This is a genomic window from Actinomycetes bacterium (assembly GCA_036000965.1).
Lineage (GTDB): Bacteria > Actinomycetota > CALGFH01 > CALGFH01 > CALGFH01 > DASYUT01.
The window spans coordinates 1-20252 of the sequence record DASYUT010000008.1 but is presented as its reverse complement, the minus strand read 5'-3'; the positions used below and the strand labels follow the sequence as shown (position 1 = coordinate 20252).

Here is a 20252-nt window from a genome sequence, read left to right as displayed (position 1 = left end):
AGCTCTGTAAGAGAGAGTGAACGTCCGTTCTGTCAGGGGTGAAGACTGTCCTGAGCAGGGCGAATGCTGCGCTTCCTCGTGCCGTGTGGCCTGGCGGCTGGGTGGATGACGGAACATAACCGGAACAGGGAGCAGGCCGATTGGCCAGCTCAGACGGCGCCTCAGCTCTCAAGCGGACCTGAGCCACGGAACCCCGAGGGGCGCCGTCCCGTCCGGGCGCCGACGCCGTACGGCGTTTCCGGTCCCTCGGCGCCAGGGACCGCGACCGCTGGCGGGGTACCGCAAAGCGGTCTTATGCCCTGATGAAGACAGCCCCGATAAGGCGCGCGCCATAGGACGGGCCGACGAGGATCTGCTTCCGCATTGCGCCGTTGGGCACCAGCTTGGCCGCAGGGCGAGGCCCGTCCTCGGTGTCACTGCCTCGTTGGCAAGCCTTGAAGAGGCGCGGCAGGGGTCGCGCTCGAAGCCGCCGTTGTACGCAGTCTCGAGCTGCTGGTTGGATTAGCCGTTGGGATTCCGGACCAGCCTGAGAGGCGTGGGGAAAGGAGTGGCTCCGTGCGGCTGACGACGACGCAAGTCAGTCTCATAGCTGCGGGTATCGCGCTAGTGGCGCCTGCTATCACCTATCGTGCGACGGCCCGCCTCGACCGTGATCGTTGGGTACGTGAGCGTCGAGCCGAGGCGTACATTGATGCCCTTGCCACTCTTGGCCGGATTGCTGCCTATCTGTCTCATCTTGAAACCCGCCCCGACCCATTTGTTGCACTGTCTGATGAGCAATGGCGTGTGTTCCAGGCTCGGGTAGAGGCGTTCGCTAGCGACCGGGTCAGGGCCCTTCGCGATGAGTTCCTCGCTGCTTGGGACGGATATCGTGCTGCGGTAGAGGCGGCTGAGGCCGCCGGCGCTTCCATGCCAGGATGGGCCGAACGGCACCGGCATGAGGCGGAGAGCTACCGTGCTAAGTCACGCGAGCTGTACGGTGTACTGGTATCGCAGATTCGGGAAGAGTTGAGGCAGGGAAGAGAGCCGGCGTGGCGCCGTGCTCGCTAGGGCGTTCTCGGTGTGCTTGGTGCGGGCTCCCGCCGTTTGGTTTTCGGCGGCCGAGGACGGCCGCTTGCGGCCGCCCGCAAGGCCGCCGCTTGAAGACGTAGAGAAAGTTCTCACGGGCAGTTCTTAACCCTAAAACCATACCCACCGAGACGAGAGCCTACGCAATTCGATGACAGCGCCGGTCACGGGATGCCGGGAGCACGGCAGGGACGAGAATAGGCAAAGCCACGAACGGGCTTGCATGCCGGAGATAGTACGCCGGATGCCGTGCCTTGACTCAGCTCACCAACTCGACGATGATGCCGTGTCGCAGGTCGAGTTTTTGGGGGAAAATGATCAGATGCCTGTTTCGCACTTCGTTTCTTGGCGCTCTGCTCCTCGTCTTGAGCGCATGCGCAGGGTCAACTACGACGACATCAGCGGCATCCCCAGTGACTTCTTCCGCCCCGTCGTCTGCTACCACGCCGTCCTCGGCTCCATCTGCAGGCAGATGTCGTAGCGGCCCTGCATCAGCGCCGGGATGTCGTCGCTGATCTTGCCGGTGGCGCGGATGGTGACGACCCCGAAGTCGGCGTAGGTCCGCTGGAACTGCTCGTACTTGTCGTTGACCAAGGCCCGCGTGGGCAGCAGGAACAGCGCCCGACGCCGGTCCAGGACGCGGCGGAGCGCCGCCAGCTTCCCGACCATCGTCTTGCCGGAGGAGGTCGGCGCGGTGACGAGCAGGTTCTGGCCGTCCAGGACGCCGTAGTCGTTGACGGCGGCCAGCTGCAGCTCGTTGAGGGCGGGGATGGCTGCGGCCCAGGCGTCGAGCAGGCCGTCGGGGAACCCGAACGCCTGCAGGCTGTGCACGTCCGCGGTGGCGGGCTGCCGGACCCGTTCGGGAAAGGCGGCGCCGTACAGGGGTCCGGGTGCAAGGACTGGCCACGACACTGCCCCGTCGATGCGGCCCCGCATGGTCGGGTGATAGATTGATCGGCACATGTCGATCAATGATCGGGGCTACCCGGACTTCGACCTTCCCGATCGGGTGACGGCGTCGTCGCCCGAACAGCTACGCGCTCTCGCCGATCCCCTGCGATCGACGCTGCTTGATCTTGTGTTGGAGCGAGCTGCCACCATCAACGAGCTCGCCGCCGCGGTGGACCGACCCAAGAGCACCGTCGCCCACCACGTGGCGGTGTTGGTGGAGGCCGGGTTGCTGCGGGTCGTCCGCACCCGGCGGGTCAAGGCGATCGACGAACGGTTCTACGGCCGGACCGGCCGGACCATCGTCATCTCGCCAACCCACGCCGACGCGTCGCAGCCGGCCACCATCAGTCTCCTTGCCGAAGCCGCAGCCGAGGCCGGCGGACATCCCGACCTGCGGTGCACGCTCCGGCATGTCCGGATCCCCGCCGAAGTGGCCGACACATTCTGGGCCCGCGTCATGGACCTGGCCGACGACCTCACCCGCCAGACCCGCGCCGGTGACACCGTCTATGGGTTTGCCGCCGGGCTCTACCCCACCGCCCAACCCACCCTGCCCGAACCCGCACCCGAGGAGCACCATGAGTGAACTGATCCTGTTCCACCACGCCCAAGGCCGCACTCAAGGCGTCGAGGCGTTCGCCGACGAACTGCGAGCTGCGGGACATCGGGTCACCGTCCCCGACCTCTACGAGGGGGCGACGTTCTCCACCCTCGAGGACGGGGTGGCACACGCCGAACGGATCGGCTTCGACGAGATCATCGACCGAGGCGTGGCAGCCGCCGCCAACCTCCCAGCCTCCATCGTCTACGCCGGGTTCTCCCTCGGCGTCCTCCCTGCGCAGAAGCTCGCCCAGACCCGACCGGGCGCCCTTGGCGCCCTCCTGTACCACGAGGGGCTCGCCGCCTCCACCTTCGGAGCGGCCTGGCCTGACCAGGTCGCCTTGCAGGTCCACCTGAGCGAACACGACGCATGGGCCGAACTCGACGTCACCCAGAAGCTCGTGGAGGACGCCGCCGACGCCGAGCTCTACCTCTACCCCGGCTCGGCCCACCTGTTCACCGACGCAACCCTCGCCGACTATGACGAACCGGCAGCCAGACTCGTTCTCGAACGCTCAAAGGAATTCCTCGGCCGATGGCCCTAGACCTCCGCGCTTGTCACCGAGCTGCTGCGCGTTCTCGAAGCCAAGGGTGCGCTCGACGCGGACGAGGTGCGTCAGCTCACCGCTGAGGAGGTCATTCGCCGGCCCGTCCCGATCGACACGCGGCCCCTCAAGCCCTGACGCGCTCGCCATACCCCACGTGCAGGGGATACCAGCGGCGCCGTAACCTGCTCTGGTGACCGTCGAGCTGACCCTACTGTCGCGGGTGGCCTACCGCGACCAGGAGATCACCGGCCCCCGGCTGCGTGGCCTGCTTGCCCTCCTTGCCGGCGATTTGCGTACGGGCTGCAGCAACCGCCCGGCTGGTGGACGGGCTCTGGCCGCACGAGCAGCCCGAGAACCCGACCAAGGCGCTCCAGGTCCTCGTCTCCCGCGCCCGAGGGCAGCTGGGCGCCGACGTCATCGCCAGCACCCCCACCGGCTACCGCCTGTCCTTGAGCGAGGACCAGGTCGACACCTCCGCGGTCCTGCTCAGTGCATCCGCGAGCGCACGGCACTCCCGCACCGGCGACCACGAGGCGGCGCTCGCGCACGCCGAGGCGGGTCTCGCGCTGTACGAAGAGGCTGAGAGCGGCGACACCGGGTACGACGACCCGGTGTCGGCGCTGCGCGCGGAACGGGCATCGACGCACCGGTCGCTGGCGCGTGCCCGCGCGCTGGCGCTGTCGCGGCTGGGCCGACGCGCCGAGGCGGTCGAGGCACTGACCGATCTGGTCGGTGAGCGGCCCCGGGACGAGGAGGTCCTGCTGGAGCTGCTGCGTTGCGAGGCGGCGACGGCTGGACCGTCCTCGGCGCTGGCCAGGTATGACGTCTACCGCCGCTCGCTGCGCGACGAGCTTGGCAGCGACCCCGGCCCGGCGCTCCAGGCCCTGCACCGGCAGCTGCTGCAGGGTGAGGCGCCAGCGGTCCGGCACGGGATCCCGCACGAGCCCAACCCGCTGCCCGGCCGCGCCGATGACATCGCCGCGGTGACGAACCTGCTGCGAACCTCCCGCGTCACCTCGATCGTCGGTGCCGGTGGCCTTGGCAAGACCCGTCTCGCGCATGTCGTGAGCCGCCAAGCCGAGCAGCGCATCGTGCATTTCGTGACGCTGGCCGATGTCACCACCGATGACGACGTCGTCAGCGAGGTCGCGTCGGTCCTCGGCGTCGGGGAGTCCAGGCGCGCCCCGGTCAGTAACCTCGGCATCCCGCCGGATGTCCTGGCCGGCATCGTCAACGCGTTCGGTCCTGGCCCCGCACTGCTGGTGCTGGACAACTGCGAGCACGTCATCCACGGCGCCGCCGAGCTGGTGCGGGCGCTGGTGTCGATGACCCGGGACCTGCGCGTGCTCACGACCAGCCGCGCCCCGCTGGGCCTGTCATCGGAATCGGTGTACCTGCTGCCCGAGCTGTCCCTGGCAACGACCGTCGAGCTGTTCGAGCAGCGCGCGCGGGCGGCGCGCCCTGGGATCGACCTGCCCGCGAAGGTCGTGGAGGAGTTGTGCGGCCACCTGGACGGGCTGCCGCTCGCGGTGGAACTGGCGGCGGCGCGGATCCGGGTCATGTCGGTCGCCGAGATCGCCCGTCGCCTGGACGACCGCTTCGCCTTGCTGCGGGGCGGCGCGCGCGACGCGCCCGAGCGGCACCACACCCTGCATGCCGTAGTCGACTGGAGCTGGAACCTGCTCGAACCGGCCGGGCAGGCGGGACTGCGCGCGTTGTCGGTGTTCCCCGGCGGCTTCACCGCGGAGGCCGCGGAGCACCTGCTCGGCGACGACGAGGTGCTGCGTGTCCTGGAGCATCTTGTCGACCAGTCGCTGCTCAAGGTGACCGACACCCCGTCGGGAACGCGCTTCCGGATGCTGGAGACCGTGCGGGAGTTCAGCACGGCGCAACGGGAGGCGGCCGGCGAGACCGGCCGCGTGCTCGGTGACTTCCTCGCGTGGGCCCGCGACTTCGGCGTAGCGCATCACGAGTCGGTCTTCGGCGCCGATCCCTTCTCGTCCGCGGAGCTGATCCGGGCCGAGCGGGACAACCTCGTGCAGGCGCTCCGCCAGGGGCTCGAACAGGCGGACGGCGCCACGGTGGCGGCGACGGCCGCCGTGCTCGGCGGGGTGTGGGTCGTCGACTCCAACAGCACACGCATGTCGACGCTGATCGAGGACACCGCCTGGATCCTGTCGCACTTCCGACCGGATCCCGATCTCGTCGAGGTAACCCGGACAGCCGCGACGCTGTCCGCCATCTACACGTTCTTCACCCAGGGTCCCCGCGCGGTGCGCCCGCTGGTCACCCTGCGCCGCCTCCCGCCGGGGCCTCCCAACACGGTGATCGGGGCCCTCGCGAAGGTGCTGAACATCGCGCCCGAGTTCCTGGGGTCGGAGCGCTCCGTACTGGAGGCGCTGTGCGAGAGCGACGAGCCGGTGCTGGCCGGGATCGCCAACGGCTTCGCCAGCTATCTGTGGGAGAACGAGGGCGACCTGGACGGCGCGCTGAAGGCCGCCCGGCGGATGCTCGAACCGTTCGAGAACCAGGAGACACCGACACCGTGGATGCGGGCCCTGGCCCATTCCCGGATCAGCGAGTTGTGCATGCAGGTCGACCAGGGCGATGAGGCACAGCGGCACCTGAAGGCCGCGCTCGGCGTCCAGGAGGAGTTCGGGGAACGGTCCGACGCGTTCGGGATCCGGTGGGGGCTGGTGCTCACCAGCCTGCAGCTCGGCGCCATCGACGAGGCGGAGCACTGGTTGGAGCTGGCGGTGCTGAATCAGGTGGACGATGCGGGCGGCACGTTCGCGTACGAGCTGAGCGTGCGAGCGGAGATCCTGCTCGCGCGAGGTGAGGTCGATGCGGGGCTGCGCCTGTGGCGGCGAGTCGTCGACCAGCTCAACAGCCCCGAAAGCGCGACCTACCGCACCGAGCCATTCGGCCTGGATCCGTGGACCCTGGAGGTCCAGGCGGTCACCGTCGCCCATGCGCACCACGGCCGGCTCGACCTCGTCGAGCAGCTCACCGGCGAACTGCCGCACAAGCTGTCGGCGATACTCACCAATCCCATCGGCACGCCGTTGCCATACGTCTTCGAACTCCCCGTCTGCGGCGCGCTCCTGCTGGCGCTGGGCATGGTGGATCTCGACCGCGGACAGCGCAGCGGCGACGAGCGAGCCACGAGGTCGGGCGTGCGGATGGTCGCCCTGGCGGAGCGCTTCCGTTTCCCTCGGAACTTCCAGCCGACCATGTCCGCCGCGCGCGCCCGCAACGCGGCCGAGCACGCCGACAGGTCGGCATACGCCGACGCGGTGTCGACGTATACCGACCTGGGTCGCGAGGATCTGCGAGCCGCAGCCCAGACGGCGCTGCGTGCCCGTGCTCGGCGCTGACAACCGGGCTAGCGTGCGGGGTCGCGGTTGAACGCCGCCCGTGCCCAAAGGTATCCGGCCAGGGTGAGGGCGACGCACCACGCGAGCGCGATGACCGCGTCGTTGCCGATCGGGGTGCCCGTCAGCAGCCCCCGTAGCGTCTCGATGATGGGGGTGAAGGGCTGGTTCTCGGCGAACCAGCGCACCCCGGCCGGCATCGATTCCGTCGGGACGAACCCACTCCCGATAAACGGCAGGAACACGACGGGCGTCGGGATGTTGCTCGCGGACTCGACGCTCTTGGACACCAGCCCGGCGCCGGCCGACAGCCAGGTGAGCGCGAGGGTGACCAGCGTGAGGAGGCCGATCGCCGCGACCCACTCGACGAGATCGGCGTTGGGCCGGAATCCCATGAGCACCGCGACACCGATGACCAGCCCAATGCTGATCAACGTCTGGATCACGCTTCCCACGACGTGCCCGGTCAGCACCGACGCTCGGGAGATCGACATGGTGCGGAATCGGTTGATGATGCCCTCGGTCATGTCGAGGGCCACGCTCACCGCCGTCGAAACGCTTCCGGAGGTCGCGGCCATCAGGATGATCGCGGGAGCCACGAAGGCGATGTAGCTGGTCCTGCCGTTCGGGCCGCCGATTCCGGCGCCCAGCGTGCCACCGAAGACGCCGACGAACAGCAACAGCACCAGCACCGGGATCAGCAGGGTGCCGAATGTCAGCGACGGGTAGCGCAGCGTGCCGGAGATTGCGCCGCAGCATCGTCACCGAATCGCGCACGGCATAGGTACGGGCGCTCATAGGGCTTCCTTCTCCTCGGGCTGGCCGGTAAGGGCGAAGAAGACGTCGTCGAGATCGGGGGTGTGCACCGACAGTCCGTCGACCTCGATGCGTGCGTCGTCGAGCCGGTCGATGAGGGCTCGCAGCGATCCGACGCTGCCGTCGCTGGAGATCTGCAGGGTGAGCGCATCGTCGTCGCGCACCACCTCGCCGAGGGTGAGGGCGGCGGATTCGAGTCCCATGGCGTCGGTGAACCGCAGGCGGATGTGGCCGCCTGGGATGCGGCGCTTGAGCTGGTCCGCGGTCCCCTCGGCGACCAGCTTCCCGCGGTCGAGGACCGCGATCCGGTCGGCGAGCTGGTCCGCCTCCTCCAGATACTGCGTGGTGAGGAAGATCGTGGCCCCGCCGGCCACCAGGCCGCGGACGATCTCCCACATCGTGCGGCGGCTGCGCGGGTCGAGACCGGTGGTCGGCTCGTCGAGGAAGATGATGCTCGGGTTGCCGACCAGTGTCATCGCCAGGTCGAGCCGGCGCCGCATACCGCCGGAGTAGGTGGCGGGCGTCTTCTTGGCCGCCTCGACCAGATCGAACCGCTCCAGCAGACCGGCGGCGCGCCGCCGCCCTTCGCGGCGGTCCAGATGGTGCAGGTCCGCCATCAGGAGCAGGTTCTCCTCGCCGGTGAGCAGGTTGTCGACCGCGGAGAACTGGCCAGTGACGCCGATCGCCGAGCGGATCGCATCGGGCTCCCGGGCCAGATCGTGGCCGGCGACTCGCACCTCGCCGCCGTCGGCGCTGATCAACGTGGACAGGATCTGCACCGCGGTGGTCTTGCCGGCGCCGTTGGGACCGAGCAGCGAGAAGACCGTTCCCGCGGGAACGTTCAGGTCGATGCCGTCGAGCACGAGCTTGTCGCCGAACGACTTGCGCAGGCCGACCGCCGCGATCGCCGATTCGGATGATGTCGTCTTCATGCCCCTCGTTTCGTCACTGTGGCCCTGGTGGCCACGGCCTCGCCGAGGATGCGCGTCGCGAGCTTTACCGCGGTTTCATGGCGGTTTCAGGCGCCGAGTCGACCGGTAACACGGCCAGGGCAGCGGCGCTGCGATCGTCGATCGTGTAGACGGCCCGGCACTCCCCGGCCGGACACCTGAAGGGCGTACCCGGAACCTCCAGGGGCCGCCACTGGCCGGTCGGTGAGGCGCATCGATGCAACTGTTCACCCACAGCCGCGGCCTACGGTGGCCGCACATGAACGAAGGCGTTCACAGCGTCTATCTCAAGGCCGAGCGAGGTGGTTCTCGAGCGTGGCGACTTCCGCGCCGTGTTCGCCGCTCTGCACGTTCCGGAGTTCAGAACGGTTTCGGGATGGTGATACGCATTCGATGGGATCGTGTCTTGACGTCCGCAGACTGTGACCAGCCATGTTTGGGGTGCTGCGGGCGCCACGTGTGCACTGGATGAGGAGCAGCGACGTGCGCTGATGGCGCACGTCTGCGGTCTGTGCCTCACGATCGGCCGCGACCAGGGCAGCTCGCGCGGCTGGCTACCACCTACGACGCGGCGCTGCTGTCGGTGCTGCACGACGCGCAGCTCGACGCGCCGGTGCCCCGCATCCGGCATCTCTGCCCGCTGCGGCCTGGCGTCATCGGTGACGTGGTCGCCCGCTCCCCGGCGACCAGCCACGCGGCGGCGGTGAACGGCCTGATGGCCGCGGCGAGGATCGCCGACCACGTCACCGATGACGAGACCGTGGCGCGGCTGGCCCCGCGCCTGGCCACCCGGCTGGCGGAGCGCCTGGCCGGCCGCTCACGCGCCGCCGCGGACGCGGTCGGGTTCCCTGCGGGCAGGGTCGAAGGGCAGGTGCAGCGCCAGGCCGCGGTCGAACGCCAACCAGCCGCGACGTTCCTTCAGCTGTCACGGCCGACCGAGCTGGCCGCCGCGGCGGCGTTCGGCCACACCGCCGTCCTGGCAGGCAGGCCAACGTCGCGCCGCTCGAGGTCGCCGGCGCGCTCTACGGCCGCATCACCTATCTGCTGGACGGCGTACGGGACTACGCCGCCGACCGGGCGGCCGGCCGCTTCAACGCCCTCGCCCGCTGCTTCCCGGAGTCGGCCGCCCCAGCCAGTGCCGCCCGGCTGTTCCACGATGCCCACGCCGGGCTCGTCGCCGCGCTCGACCGAGTCACGCTGCCGCGCCCTGCGCTTCCTGGGATGGTGGGGCCAGCTTCCCGTACAGCCCGCCGTCCAAGACGAACAACCGCCACACGGCGGTGGCGCTGTGGATCGCGGCCGGCGCCTCCCCCAAGGAGGTCGCGGCCAGGGCCGGGCACACCTCGGTCAGCTTTGTGCTTGACCGCTATAGCCACCTGTTTCCCGCAGCCGACACCGCGCTCCGCGTCCGGCTGGACGACTTGTTCCGGGGGGCGACGGAACATAGACGGAACACGGGCGCCTAGAACGCGGACAGGGCGCCCTCAGCGTGGCCGCCTTGGGTGCCCTGAGCTGGGTGTTCTCCCTTGTGCGCCGCCAGGGACTCGAACCCCGAACCGTTGCCTTAAGAGAGCTTTCCGGGCGGTCGCCTGACGTGCGGCGGCCGGTAGGACGGAGCTGTCTAGCTGGGGGTTCGTTTACCGCTGTTGTCCCTTGCTGCCCGCGCGTTGCTGATCGCCTGCGGGCCAAATGCGGGCCACTCCTGGGTTCGTACGACTAGCGCCGTCTCGACGCGGTGGACCAGGACGCTGGTGCCTGCGTCCTTCACCACCGTGACCCGCCCAGTGGTCACCTCGACGCCAGCCGAGGTAGGCGGGCACCTACTGGCCAGCCACCGCGCCAGCGATCGTGCCAAACCGAGCGCCGCCGCCCGCGCCCGCGGGCGGCGCAGGACTTCCATCAGCAGCAGCCCGGCCACCTCGGCGACTGGCTTGGCGACGGCGGCCAAGGCGGTCCTCCGCCACGCCGTGGCCGGTGTGGCGGATCTGGCCAGCTCCAGGGCGCGCGCGGTGGGATCGTCACTTCGCACCATCGGTTCCTCCTTCGACAGCGGCATTGTAGGAGCATCGGGGCCACAAGCCGTGGCGTGCTCCTAATAGGACTCTGTCAGGTCGGTGCGCCTGGTCGTCCGGTGTCGTGACCAGGTAGGGTTGGCCCCCATGTCGACAACAAGGGGGGGCCATGCGACCTGAGGCAAAGTCACTCGATGAGGGCGAAGTGCGGCCAGTCGATCGAGGCCTGGTGCAGGTGGTGGAGCTGGAGGGGGCCACCCTGATGCGCACCACCTTCAAGCCGGGCTGGCGCTGGTCGGAGTGCGTCAAGCCCATCGTCGGCGGCGAGAGCTGCCAGGTCCATCACGTGGGCTACGCCATCTCGGGGCGCCTGCACGCCAGGATGGATACGGGCGAGGAGCTGGAGTGCGGGCCTGGGGACGCGGTCCAGATCCCGCCTGGCCACGACGCCTGGGTGGTGGGCGATGAGCCCTACGTCGGCGTGGACTTCACGGGCGGGGACACCTACGCCAAGGCGTAACTGAGCAGATTGGAGGGGTCGGGTCGGAGGGTCGCCCGGCCCTCGCACCCTATCCCTCACCCGCAGACCTGACAGAGTCCTACTAGGGCCGGAGGCGCTTGTCCAGGAAGCCGAGCGCCAGGTCATTGAACACGTCCGGGCGCTCAAGGCTCGGCAGATGGGCAGCGACGGCGATGGTGGCATGGCGGCTGTCGAGGATCTCCCGCGCGAGGTGCTGCGGCATGGTGGGAGAGCCGAACGTGCAGGTGGATCTCGGCTTGGCGGGCGCCGTGGGCGAACAAGGGGGCCGCCGCTGCTCGGCGAACCCAAGCTCATGGCGCCGAACGAAGCCAGGCACGTCGAGGGGCGGGGCCAGGCCGCCTGCCTCGGGTGCATCCCGTCGGTCAAGGATTTTTATATAGATAGGGCCGGACCTCGAAGACCAGGTTGAAGGGCGCGTCCACGGCCAGCCGGACGTGGCCGAAGCCGGCCTCGGCCAGCAACTCACGCAGCCGTGCCTCCCCACCTGGTTACCCAAGCCCAGAGCTGGCGGCTCCGACAGCCCCGACGGCAGGCACCAGCCGGTCGAGCCAGCGTAAAACAGCCGCCCGACCGGGGTGAGGTTGTCCTCCAGCCGGTCAGGTGCGCGCGGCTCCACCACCAGCACCGTGCCGACGTCGGTCAGCACCTGGCGGGCGTGGGCCAACGCGCCGACCGGGTCACCAAGGTCGTGCAGCGTGTTGAGGAAGCAGACCAGGTCATAGCGGCCCGGGAAGGCAGCTGGCGAGACTGGGGTCAGGTTCGTAGGTAGGCGAGGACGGCCCGGACGCGCCGGTGGCCGTCGGGGGCCGGAGGCAGGCCGAGCTTGGCGAAGATGCTGGCGATGTGGGTCTCCACCGTCTTGGCGCTCACGACCAGCTGCTCGCCGATGGCCTGGTTGGAGCGTCCCTCGGCCATGAGCGCCAGCACCTGGCGCTCGCGGTCGGTCAACTCGTCAAGGGGGCCTTGGGTGCGGTGGCGGCGCAGGAGCTGGGCGACGACTTCGGGGTCGATCACCGAGCCGCCGCCGCCCACACGCCGGACCGCGGCCCGGAACTCCTGGAGGTTGGTGACGCGGTCCTTGAGCAGGTATCCGACGCTGCCTTCCCCTCCTCCGAGCAGCTTGATGGCGTGCTGAGTCTCGACATGATGCGACAGCACCAGCACGCCGACCGCCGGGTGCTCCTGCCGGATCTGGAGTGCCGCCAGCAGGCCCTCGGTGGTGTGGCTTGGGGGCATGCGGATATCGACGACCGCGACCTGGGGTGGGTTGACCGCGATCAGCTCCAGGAGCTGTTGGGCGTCGCCGGCCTGCCCGACGATTTGGAACCCGCCGTCTTCAAGCAGGCGGGCCAGGCCCTCGCGGAACAGCAGGGAGTCATCGGCAAGGATCACGCGCATGGCAGCTCGGCCACCACCCGGGTACCCCCACCGGGCGGGCTGTGGACCTCCAGGCGGCCGTCCAGGGCGGCGACGCGGTCGGCCAGGCCGCGCAGGCCGGAGCCCTTGGCGGGGTCGGTGCCGCCGACGCCGTCGTCGGCCACCTCCACCAGCAGCCGCCCGTTGGCCTGGTGGGCGGTGATGGTCGCTGCCGAGGCGCGGGCGTGCTTGGCCACGTTGGCCAGCGCCTCGCAGGCCACGAAGTAGGCGGTGGTCTCCACCGCCGGCGGGAGCCGCCCGTCGGGGACGGCCATGACCCTGGCCGGCACGGCGGCACGCTCAGCCAGCGACTCCAGCGCCGCCCCGAGCCCCTCCTCGCTGAGGATCGCCGGGTGGATGCCCCTGGCAAGCTCGCGCAGCTCGGCCAGAGCCAGGTCCAGCTGCTCGGCGGTGCGGCCAAGGCCGTCGGCGAGCGCGGGGTCGGTGGCCGGGTCCAGGCGCTGCTGCGCCATCCGGATCGCGAGGGCGACGCTGACCAGCCGCTGCTGCGCGCCGTCGTGGATGTCGCGCTCGATCCGCCGGCGTTCCTGGTCTTGGGCGGTGACGATGCGCTGGCGGGAGGCGCGCAGCTCCTCGACCAGGCGGACGTTGCGGAGCGCCAGCCCGGTCTGGGCGGCCAGGTCGGCCAGCAGCGTGTCCTCGGTCGGGGTGGGCGGCTCACCGGGGGGCTTGGTGAGGGTCAGCATGCCAAGCAGCTCGCCCTGGTGGCGGACGGGAACGGCCCGAGAGACGTCAGCGAACACCGGGGGTTCCTCGCCGGCCAACGGGATGGCGGCCGGGTGGTCCGGCTGGGCCGGTGGCGGCCAGGACGCGGCATGATGCAGACACTCGCCCACCCGCAGCCACACTGCGGCCGAGGTCGCCCCGGTGCCCTCGGCCAGTACCCGGGCCATCCCTTGGAGCAGGTCGCCGGTGGCGTAGGTGGTCGCCATCGCGGCGGAGAACCGGGACACGACCTCATAGGGGGTGGCCCGCTGGCCGTACACCAGCCGGTCGGCCAGGTGCTGGACCCGCTCGCGGACCGGCTGGAAACAGACCGCCACCACCGCGGTGGCCAGGATCGACAGCCCAAGATCGGACCCGCCGGTGGCGCTCAGCACCTGGCCCAGCCCGGCCACTACCGCCACGTAGACACCGGTGATGAAGGCACCAAGCACCCCGACCACGACGGTCTTGTGGATGACCAGGTCGATGGCGTACAGGCGGTACTTGAAGATCGCGATCGCCACCGCCAGCGGCATCGCGACGGTGGCCATCACTACCAGGGCGGTCCCGATCCGGTCGGTGGTGGTGCTGGGACCGAAGAACAGCATGCCGAAGCCGACCGGCAGCAACGACGTGGCGTAGGCGAACCACTGCAGCTGCTGGCGCGCCTGGCCGCGGGCGCTGCGCACGCGCAGCAGCAACGACACCACCGCGGCCATAAGGACCCCAAACAGCAGCAGGAACGCGACCACAAACAGCGGCGTCAGGATGCGATGCAGGGCGGGACTGACCTGGAGGGGGCTGCGGCTCCCAAGGGGTCCGATGGTGATGGGGCCGGGATCCACGATCCACGCCAGCACCAGGAGCGCGGCGGCCGCCAGGCCCGTCCACAACACCGGCTTCCACCGGGCCGACGGCAGCCGCCCGTCGGGAAACAGCAGGAACACCAGGGCCGCGCCCAGCAGGGTCAGGGGCTCCATCGTCCGGTGCAGCAGCACCACCAGGAGGGTCGCGGCGGGCAGCGAGCCCGGATGGGCGACCAGCCCGTAGGCGCCGTAGCCGAAGGAGCCTTGCTGGATTGCCCAGACCAGCGCGACCCCGCCCAGCAGCCAGCCGATCGGGTGGGAGGGGCGGCGGGCGGCCAGTAGGCTGCCCACCACCGACCACACTCCGATGGCCGTCGATATCACCGCCAGGCCGCCCAACCCGATGGTGGGGTCCTCGGGGATGCCGGCAAGCCCCTGCAGGACCAGCCCCACGGCCGTGAACACGCCGTACAGGCCCAAGGGGAGCCAGGCAAGCAGACGAGCGGGCCGCCGCACCATCCCCGTGCCGCTCGCGGCCACGGCAGCAGCAGGGCTGTTGCCGTCCACCTAGCCTCCCTCCAGGAGCGCCTCGAGCCTGGCCGCCGACAGCTCGGCCTTGGCGATGAAGCCCGCCGCCCCGCTGGCCGCGATCCGCCCGCCGTAGTCGCCGGCGTCGCGGCTGGAGATCAGCACCACGGTGGCGGCCTGGCCGTCGGCCAGCAGCCGCCTGATCACCTCGAACCCGTCCAGGTCGGGCAGCTGGATGTCGAGCAGGATGACCTCGGGTCGCAGCGCCCGGGTGGCCGCCAGCGCGGCGGCGCCGTCCCCGGCCTCGCCCACGACCTGGAAGCCTCCGTCCTGGAGCAGCTCCCGGACCAACGACCGGAAGCCGCTGTGGTCGTCCACGACCAACACGGTGCGCATCACTGATTGATCGTCTCACCCAAGCACGGCGGGGTCCTCAGGGCCAGCCCTGATTCCAAGACCAGGGGCCGCCCCGATGCCGTGGCTGCAACCTCCCCGTACGGTCCCAGCCAGCACGCGACCAAGGGAGGCAGGCATGGCAACGCTGGAACTGCACGCGGACCGCCCACGCACGGACGGCGGTCTGTGGCGAGGCTGGGTGGCGGTCAGCACGGTGGGCTTGGCGGTCGGCTGGGCGGTCTTCGCCCTGGTCGCCGACGGCCTTGGTGGCCAGGACGAGACTACCGTGCGCAGCGGCCTGGCCCACCTGCTCGGCCTGCTCATCGCCGGGGGTCTGTTGGGCGCCCTGCACTGGAGCGCGCTGGATGGGCCCACTGGCGGCGCGGTCCGCGCGGCGGTAGCGAGCGGCCTGGGCCTGACCGTGGGCTTCATGGCCGGCTATGCGCTTGGCGGACCCCCGGTGGACTTCCTGCTGGGCTTCACCCTGCTCGGCATCGTCGGCGGGATCGCCCAGTGGCGGCTGCTACGCCGACGGGTGCCTCGGGCCGGCCGGTGGGTGCTGGCCAGCGGCCTGGGCTACGCGGTGGGCGGCGGCGCCGGCGTCGCCGCGGTGGTGCTCGTCGCCGACGCGGTGGATCAGGCCCTCGGTGGCGGGCTGGTCGCGTTCGCCGCGGTCCTGGCCCTGCTTGGGGCCGTCGGCGGTGCCACCGGCGGCGCCATCACCGCCACCGTGCTCGTCCGGCTGCTGCGCCAGCCTGCGTCCCCTGTGCTGCCGCACCCTACGGCGGCGACCACGCCACCGGGGCAGCCATGAGGCGGTGAGCTCCTCATGGGCGAGGCGCTCACCCCGGTGGCAGCACGGCGGTTCTGCAGCTTGGAGGAAGGAGGTGGCGATGCGACCGAGATCCTCTGAAGCCACCACAACGACACATCGAAGGTGTTCGCCACAGCTGCAGGGAGTCGACCATGAGAACTTGTACAAGCAGCCTCACCCGAGCGATGGCCCTGCTGGTGGTCGCCACGGGGTTGCTGCTGCTGACCGCCGCCGCGGCGGCCCACGCCGACCCGGCGACCGTCACCACCCAGGTCGTCAAGGAGACCAACACGATCCCGTTCACCAACCCCTGCACCGGGGAGACCGGGACGGCAACCATCACCTACACGGCGGTGTTCCAGGAGACCGACCGCCCAGTGGACACGTTCAGCCTGGTCAACAACTTCAGTGGCGACTTCGTGCTGGTGCTGGACTCCGGCGCCACCATCACCGGCCACTTCGTGCAGACCTACGTGATCGGCGGTGGCGAGAACCTGACGCTCAACTCGGTGCTGACCGCGCAGGGAACGGCCTCGGACGGGTCGCGCTTCTCGCTCCAGTTCCAGGTGATCCAGGCAGAGAACGGCCTCGGCGTGCTGGTGGTGGACCTCACCAAGTGTTAGCGCCGGCGCGTGACAACAGGGGCGAAACCCCGCCCCCCCACCATCGACACCAACCTCAAGGAGTTCGGACATGCGACGACGACTGCTGGCCTGGCTGACGGGCCTGACACTGGCGGGGACGCTGCTGGCGCCGACCGCCGCCCTTGCCACCCAGACCCCGACCATCCAATTCAGCGATACCGATTCCTTCGCTCACATCAACCCCTGCTCGGGCGCGACCGGGACGCTGACGGTGGCCTTCTTCGGTGTCCTCCACATCACCACGCTGGACAACGGCACCGTCCACGTGACCGAGACGCTGACCACCACCGCCATGTTCGTCCCCAACGATCCCAGCCAGCCGACCTACACCGGCCACTACGCCGAGTCGGATAGCTTCAACACCAACGCCAACAACGTCACCGGCACGGTCACCTTCAACGCCATCGCGCACGGGTCTGACGGGTCGCTCATCAAGATGCACGCGCTCTACCACCGCACGGTCAACGCCGACGGGACAGTCACTTCGTCGATCGAGACGGAGAAGTTGACCTGCCTGTAGCGCTTCGCTCGGGCCGAACGGGCCAAGACCCACCGCCCAGGCGCCTCACGGTCGAGGACATGGTCGCCGAGGGTGACAAGGTCGCGGTGCGCTGGATGGGCGAGGGCACTCACCGGGGGAAGTTGCTGGGCATCCCGCCCACTGGCAAGCACGTCCGGATGATGAGCATCGGCATCTACCGGCTGGCCGGGGGAAGATCGCCGAGCACTGGGAGCAATGGGATCGGCTACACCTGCTGCAGCAGCTCGGCGTCATGCCGACGCCAAGCCAGGAGCAACCCTGAGCCTCGACGAGGCGTACCAAGCGATGCAAGCTTGATCATGTGCTGGTGCTCAATGGGGAGGGCGGGGTAGGTCATGTCCACCGAAGAGAACAAGAAGGTCGTCCTGCGCTGGATCGCGGAGGCGTGGGAGAAGAAGAACCTCGGCGTCATCGATGAACTGCACGCGCCTGACTACGTCGGCTATATCGTCGGTACCCCTGGACCGGTCCGAGGCCGTGAGGCATTGAAACAGCTTTTCGCCACCTACTTCGCCGCCTTCGACCTTCACCGCACGAACGAGTTCCTCGTCGCTGAGGGCGACAAGGTGGTGGCCTACGACACCTACCGCGCCAAGCACACGGGTGAGTTCGCTGGCATCCCGCCGACGGGGAAGGAGTTGACCGCTACCGGCGTCGACATCTACCGGATCGTGGACGGCAAGATCGTGGAACAGCGGTTTGAAATGGACTTCACGGGCTATTTGCAGCGGCTCGGCGTCCTCCCGACGCCAGGACCAACCGCACCATCCGAGCAATGGTAGGTCGGTGACGATCAGCTCAGAGCAAGGACGCACGGACCTCGGTGGGCGTCTGGCGACAGCGTGGAGGACCCCATCATGTATCTCTTTCTGAATCTTGTTGCGTTCATGAGCTTGGGCCTGGTTCCCACCGTGCTGTTCTTCGTCCTGGCCGGGCGCTGGGATTTGTGGAATGCCTGGATAGCTGCTGGGATTTTTGTCGGCTGGGCTGCCTTCGCGACCCTGGTGGCGTATCGTACGAACCCGTATTTGTTGAAGGAGCGAATGCGGCCGGGACCTGGCGGGCGCGTCCGGTGGACGACGGCTCGCGCCTTTGTCGTGCTGACCATCGTGCAGTGGATCATCGCTGGGCTGGATCAGCGGTTTCACTGGTCTGATATTCTCCCGCCGGCCGGGGTAGCGGCCGGATTAATGGTCTTGGCCATCGGCTGGGGGCTGGCAACGTGGTCGTCGCTGGTCAATCCCTTCTTTTCTCCCGAGGTTCGCATTCAAGCCGATGTCGGACAGCGGGTGATCAGCAAGGGACCATACGCCATCGTGCGGCATCCCGGTTACGCAACCATCCTATTGTCATCGCTCGCTAATGGGCTGGCGCTCAATTCGCTGCTATCGATCATTCCGACGGTCATCTATGCGGCAATTACCGTGCGCGTAACGGCGATTGAGGATCGGATGCTGCATGACGAGCTGGCCGGCTATTCAGGTTACGCAGCGGTGGTTCGCTATCGCCTGATCCCTGGCGTGTGGTAGAGGCTCGCCGAGGAAGCGGGGGAGTTAGCCGCGGCCCGTTGCCGCACACCAGCGTGTTGCGCGATGGCGACCTTGCCCATGGCCTCGGCAATGCTGTGGGTGAGGCCGGCTCCCCGGGCGGCCGTCGTGTCGTGCCGGCCGAGGACGGCCGCCGCAGGCGGCCGCCCTCAAGGCCGGCCTTGAAACCGTGAGGAGAAGTCTCACGGGAGGCTTATCCAGGAAGACCACGCCGTACCGTCGTCTCCTCAGCAGCGGCCTCCTTGATAGCAGGAAGGATGAGGTGCCATGGGTACTGATCCCGCTTTCCCTGGCGAGGGCGATGCAGCGGGAGCACATCTGGGCCGAACAAGACGCGAACACGCACCTGGCGAAGCCGCTCGATGCTCTGCGCCAACGCCGGGTGCACAGCCTGGGCGGCGTTCAGGTAGGGAAGCACCACCACGGGCAGGCCCTTCCCGATCGCCTCACACAGCAACCCCAGCGCCAGGGTGTCAGCGATCCCCGCCGCCCACTTGTTGATGGTATTGAAGGTTGCCGGGGCAACCACGATTGCGTCCGGCTCGGGCAGCACGTCAGGCTCGCCCGGCAGCTTGTAGTCGTGGCGGACCGGGTGGCCGGTGCGCTCTGTGAGCCCGGGCACGTCGAGCCACTGAAAGGCGCGGCGATCAGGCAGACATCCCAGCCGTCCTGCTGCGCCAGGTCGATGAGGACATGCACGTCCATGGCGGGCGGCGCAGCACAAGTGATGATGTAGAGTACCTGCCGGTTTGACCTGCGGTCTTGATCGCTCACGCGGCCAGGACCCCAACGCGCCTGGCAAGGTCACGCAGCCCTGGCTTGGTCGTCCGCCGCTCACGGTGCAGCAGCTCCACTACCAGCCGTCGGACGGCTGGCTGAAGGTGGACTTCTTGGGGGGCCAGCCGCTCGGCGTGGAGCAAGGCGTCAAGGGCCTGGTGATCCTTGCGCCACTGCCCAAAGCCCTGGGCAAGGTCCAGCAGGTGGTGGGCACGGCGCTCCAGCGACGGCAGCTGCGACGGGTCAATCGCCCGGGCCAGCTCGACCACCCGGCCGGCATCTCCCAGTTCCACCGCGACCGAGGCCCGATGGATGCCGACGTTGGTTGGCCCAAAGACAGTCCAGAAGTCGTTGCGATCCTCACCCAGCCGCTGGGAGACCAGGCTGGCCTCGGTGAGAAACTCGCTCGCCCCGGCGCGATCACCCCGTGTTGCCGGCAGGTTTGTTTGGTGGTCGTTCGGCGTGATTGCGTGGGGATGGTTCGGCAACGTCTGGTGGGGAGGCCACGGATGTGGCAGCGCCGACCGGTGTGGGTCGGCGCTGGGGTGGCGGGTCAGTCGCGGGTGAGCTCGGCGGCGGCGCGTCTGGCGCAGGTGTCGTCGACCAGCGCCTTGCCGTCGGCGGCCGCGGCGGTCAGCGCGGCGGTGGCGGCGTTGTTGAGCTTGCGTGGCAGGCCGCCGGCTACCCGGTGCAGCCGGGCGATGGCGTCGTCGGCGAACAGCGGCTCGGTGCGGCCGGCCAGGTGAAGGTGGTGGGCGAGGCAGGTGGCGGACTCGGCCAGGTCCATGGGCGCGATGGTGTAGCGGGTGGCGGTGCGCTGGTCGAGGGCGGCGAACACGCCCAGGCGGAGCTTGCGGGCGAGGGTGGGCTGGCCGAGGAGGATGCCGGCGAACGGGCCTGCGGCGTCCATGTCGGTGTTGGTGAGCAGGCGCAGCTCCTCGAGCTGCTCGGGTGACAGCAGGTGCGCTTCGTCGATGGCGAGCACGACGCGGCGGCGGCGTTCGGCTTCCTCGGCGGCGAGCAGGTCGGCGGCTTGGCGCATGACTTCGGCCTTGACGCTCCTTATCTGTGGCGGGACTCTCGGTCAACGTGTAATCCCGAGGGTGTGCTGCTGTTTGGTTGCTGGCTAGGCACGGCGAACTGAGCCGAGGGTCAAGATGGAGCGCCCGCAGCGCAGCGAGGACGAACGATCTTGAC

Annotated in this window: 19 protein-coding genes and 3 pseudogenes; 9 read left to right on the top strand and 13 right to left on the bottom strand. The window is 69.2% G+C overall.

Annotation, left to right across the window (positions count from 1 at the left end; translation table 11 throughout):
- Positions 1 to 1506: 1506 nt before the first annotated feature.
- Positions 1507 to 1980 (bottom strand): DEAD/DEAH box helicase, encoded by a 474-nt coding sequence (locus tag VG276_00420; protein ID HEV8647885.1) that lies wholly within the window; start codon positions 1978 to 1980, stop codon positions 1507 to 1509.
- Positions 1981 to 2029: 49 nt separating this feature from the next.
- On the opposite strand from VG276_00420, the gene VG276_00415 reads away from it, so the two are divergent.
- From VG276_00415 to VG276_00405, 3 genes and pseudogenes are all read left to right on the top strand, one after another.
- Positions 2030 to 2605 carry a winged helix-turn-helix domain-containing protein gene (locus VG276_00415; GenBank protein ID HEV8647884.1) on the top strand — a complete coding sequence of 192 codons (576 nt, stop codon included), beginning with the start codon at positions 2030 to 2032 and terminating at the stop codon, positions 2603 to 2605.
- A complete protein-coding gene (locus VG276_00410; protein HEV8647883.1) occupies positions 2598 to 3164 on the top strand; it encodes a dienelactone hydrolase family protein in 567 nt (188 codons plus the stop codon). Before VG276_00415 ends, VG276_00410 begins: the two co-directional genes overlap by 8 nt.
- Positions 3165 to 3357: 193 nt before the next feature.
- Positions 3358 to 6544: pseudogene (locus VG276_00405) on the top strand (BTAD domain-containing putative transcriptional regulator).
- Between the two features lie 8 nt (positions 6545 to 6552).
- On the opposite strand, the pseudogene VG276_00400 reads toward VG276_00405, so the two are convergent.
- From VG276_00400 to VG276_00380, 5 genes and pseudogenes are all read right to left on the bottom strand, one after another.
- Positions 6553 to 7339, bottom strand: a pseudogene (locus VG276_00400) (ABC transporter permease).
- Complete coding sequence (locus VG276_00395) at positions 7336 to 8289, bottom strand: ATP-binding cassette domain-containing protein (GenBank protein ID HEV8647882.1); 954 nt, start codon at positions 8287 to 8289, stop codon at positions 7336 to 7338. Before VG276_00395 ends, VG276_00400 begins: the two are co-directional and overlap by 4 nt.
- A 936-nt stretch (positions 8290 to 9225) precedes the next feature.
- The gene (locus VG276_00390) at positions 9226 to 9471 is read right to left on the bottom strand and encodes a hypothetical protein (GenBank protein ID HEV8647881.1); all 246 of its coding nucleotides are present in this window, start codon (positions 9469 to 9471) and stop codon (positions 9226 to 9228) included.
- A 28-nt stretch (positions 9472 to 9499) separates the two neighbouring features.
- Entirely contained in the window at positions 9500 to 9649 is a 150-nt protein-coding gene (locus VG276_00385) for a hypothetical protein (protein HEV8647880.1), read from the bottom strand.
- A gap of 279 nt (positions 9650 to 9928) precedes the next feature.
- Positions 9929 to 10255 carry a hypothetical protein gene (locus tag VG276_00380; protein ID HEV8647879.1) on the bottom strand — a complete coding sequence of 109 codons (327 nt, stop codon included), beginning with the start codon at positions 10253 to 10255 and terminating at the stop codon, positions 9929 to 9931.
- 293 nt (positions 10256 to 10548) lie between these two features.
- Here VG276_00380 and VG276_00375 point away from each other — a divergent pair, with 293 nt between their 5' ends.
- Positions 10549 to 10839 carry a cupin domain-containing protein gene (locus VG276_00375; GenBank protein HEV8647878.1) on the top strand — a complete coding sequence of 97 codons (291 nt, stop codon included), beginning with the start codon at positions 10549 to 10551 and terminating at the stop codon, positions 10837 to 10839.
- An 82-nt stretch (positions 10840 to 10921) separates the two neighbouring features.
- Here VG276_00375 and VG276_00370 read toward each other — a convergent pair whose 3' ends face one another.
- From VG276_00370 to VG276_00355, 4 genes are all read right to left on the bottom strand, one after another.
- Complete coding sequence (locus VG276_00370; GenBank protein ID HEV8647877.1) at positions 10922 to 11506, bottom strand: hypothetical protein; 585 nt, start codon at positions 11504 to 11506, stop codon at positions 10922 to 10924.
- A gap of 107 nt (positions 11507 to 11613) precedes the next feature.
- The gene (locus VG276_00365; protein ID HEV8647876.1) at positions 11614 to 12258 is read right to left on the bottom strand and encodes a response regulator transcription factor; all 645 of its coding nucleotides are present in this window, start codon (positions 12256 to 12258) and stop codon (positions 11614 to 11616) included.
- The gene (locus VG276_00360; GenBank protein ID HEV8647875.1) at positions 12249 to 14375 is read right to left on the bottom strand and encodes a histidine kinase; all 2127 of its coding nucleotides are present in this window, start codon (positions 14373 to 14375) and stop codon (positions 12249 to 12251) included. The genes VG276_00365 and VG276_00360 overlap by 10 nt, the downstream gene beginning before the upstream one ends.
- The gene (locus tag VG276_00355) at positions 14376 to 14732 is read right to left on the bottom strand and encodes a response regulator (GenBank protein HEV8647874.1); all 357 of its coding nucleotides are present in this window, start codon (positions 14730 to 14732) and stop codon (positions 14376 to 14378) included.
- Positions 14733 to 14868: 136 nt separating this feature from the next.
- Between VG276_00355 and VG276_00350 the strand changes: the two genes are divergently transcribed.
- From VG276_00350 to VG276_00330, 5 genes are all read left to right on the top strand, one after another.
- Complete coding sequence (locus tag VG276_00350; protein HEV8647873.1) at positions 14869 to 15546, top strand: hypothetical protein; 678 nt, start codon at positions 14869 to 14871, stop codon at positions 15544 to 15546.
- A gap of 152 nt (positions 15547 to 15698) precedes the next feature.
- On the top strand, positions 15699 to 16169 hold the full coding sequence (locus VG276_00345) for a hypothetical protein (protein HEV8647872.1): 471 nt from the start codon (positions 15699 to 15701) through the stop codon (positions 16167 to 16169).
- Positions 16170 to 16239: 70 nt separating this feature from the next.
- Positions 16240 to 16710, top strand: coding sequence for a hypothetical protein (locus VG276_00340; GenBank protein ID HEV8647871.1), 471 nt, complete (start codon positions 16240 to 16242; stop codon positions 16708 to 16710).
- Between the two features lie 356 nt (positions 16711 to 17066).
- Positions 17067 to 17513: an ester cyclase gene (locus VG276_00335; GenBank protein ID HEV8647870.1), complete on the top strand. Its 447-nt coding sequence runs from the start codon at positions 17067 to 17069 to the stop codon at positions 17511 to 17513.
- Positions 17514 to 17588: 75 nt separating this feature from the next.
- Positions 17589 to 18260 (top strand): isoprenylcysteine carboxylmethyltransferase family protein, encoded by a 672-nt coding sequence (locus VG276_00330; GenBank protein ID HEV8647869.1) that lies wholly within the window; start codon positions 17589 to 17591, stop codon positions 18258 to 18260.
- A gap of 211 nt (positions 18261 to 18471) precedes the next feature.
- On the opposite strand, the pseudogene VG276_00325 reads toward VG276_00330, so the two are convergent.
- The 3 genes and pseudogenes from VG276_00325 to VG276_00315 all read right to left on the bottom strand — a co-directional run bounded on the left by VG276_00325 (position 18472) and on the right by VG276_00315 (position 20097).
- Positions 18472 to 18983: pseudogene (locus VG276_00325) on the bottom strand (flavoprotein).
- 65 nt (positions 18984 to 19048) lie between these two features.
- Positions 19049 to 19543 (bottom strand): hypothetical protein, encoded by a 495-nt coding sequence (locus VG276_00320; protein HEV8647868.1) that lies wholly within the window; start codon positions 19541 to 19543, stop codon positions 19049 to 19051.
- A 65-nt stretch (positions 19544 to 19608) separates the two neighbouring features.
- Positions 19609 to 20097 (bottom strand): AAA family ATPase, encoded by a 489-nt coding sequence (locus VG276_00315; GenBank protein ID HEV8647867.1) that lies wholly within the window; start codon positions 20095 to 20097, stop codon positions 19609 to 19611.
- Positions 20098 to 20252 lie beyond the last annotated feature (155 nt).

Coding starts and splice junctions, on each gene's coding strand:
- VG276_00355 (HEV8647874.1), bottom strand. CDS start 14,732: ATGCGCACCGTGTTGGTCGTGGACGACCACAGCGGCTTCCGGTCGTTG.
- VG276_00415 (HEV8647884.1), top strand. CDS start 2,030: ATGTCGATCAATGATCGGGGCTACCCGGACTTCGACCTTCCCGATCGG.
- VG276_00395 (HEV8647882.1), bottom strand. CDS start 8,289: ATGAAGACGACATCATCCGAATCGGCGATCGCGGCGGTCGGCCTGCGC.
- VG276_00340 (HEV8647871.1), top strand. CDS start 16,240: ATGCGACGACGACTGCTGGCCTGGCTGACGGGCCTGACACTGGCGGGG.
- VG276_00335 (HEV8647870.1), top strand. CDS start 17,067: ATGTCCACCGAAGAGAACAAGAAGGTCGTCCTGCGCTGGATCGCGGAG.
- VG276_00365 (HEV8647876.1), bottom strand. CDS start 12,258: ATGCGCGTGATCCTTGCCGATGACTCCCTGCTGTTCCGCGAGGGCCTG.
- VG276_00350 (HEV8647873.1), top strand. CDS start 14,869: ATGGCAACGCTGGAACTGCACGCGGACCGCCCACGCACGGACGGCGGT.
- VG276_00345 (HEV8647872.1), top strand. CDS start 15,699: ATGAGAACTTGTACAAGCAGCCTCACCCGAGCGATGGCCCTGCTGGTG.
- VG276_00330 (HEV8647869.1), top strand. CDS start 17,589: ATGTATCTCTTTCTGAATCTTGTTGCGTTCATGAGCTTGGGCCTGGTT.
- VG276_00410 (HEV8647883.1), top strand. CDS start 2,598: ATGAGTGAACTGATCCTGTTCCACCACGCCCAAGGCCGCACTCAAGGC.
- VG276_00315 (HEV8647867.1), bottom strand. CDS start 20,097: ATGCGCCAAGCCGCCGACCTGCTCGCCGCCGAGGAAGCCGAACGCCGC.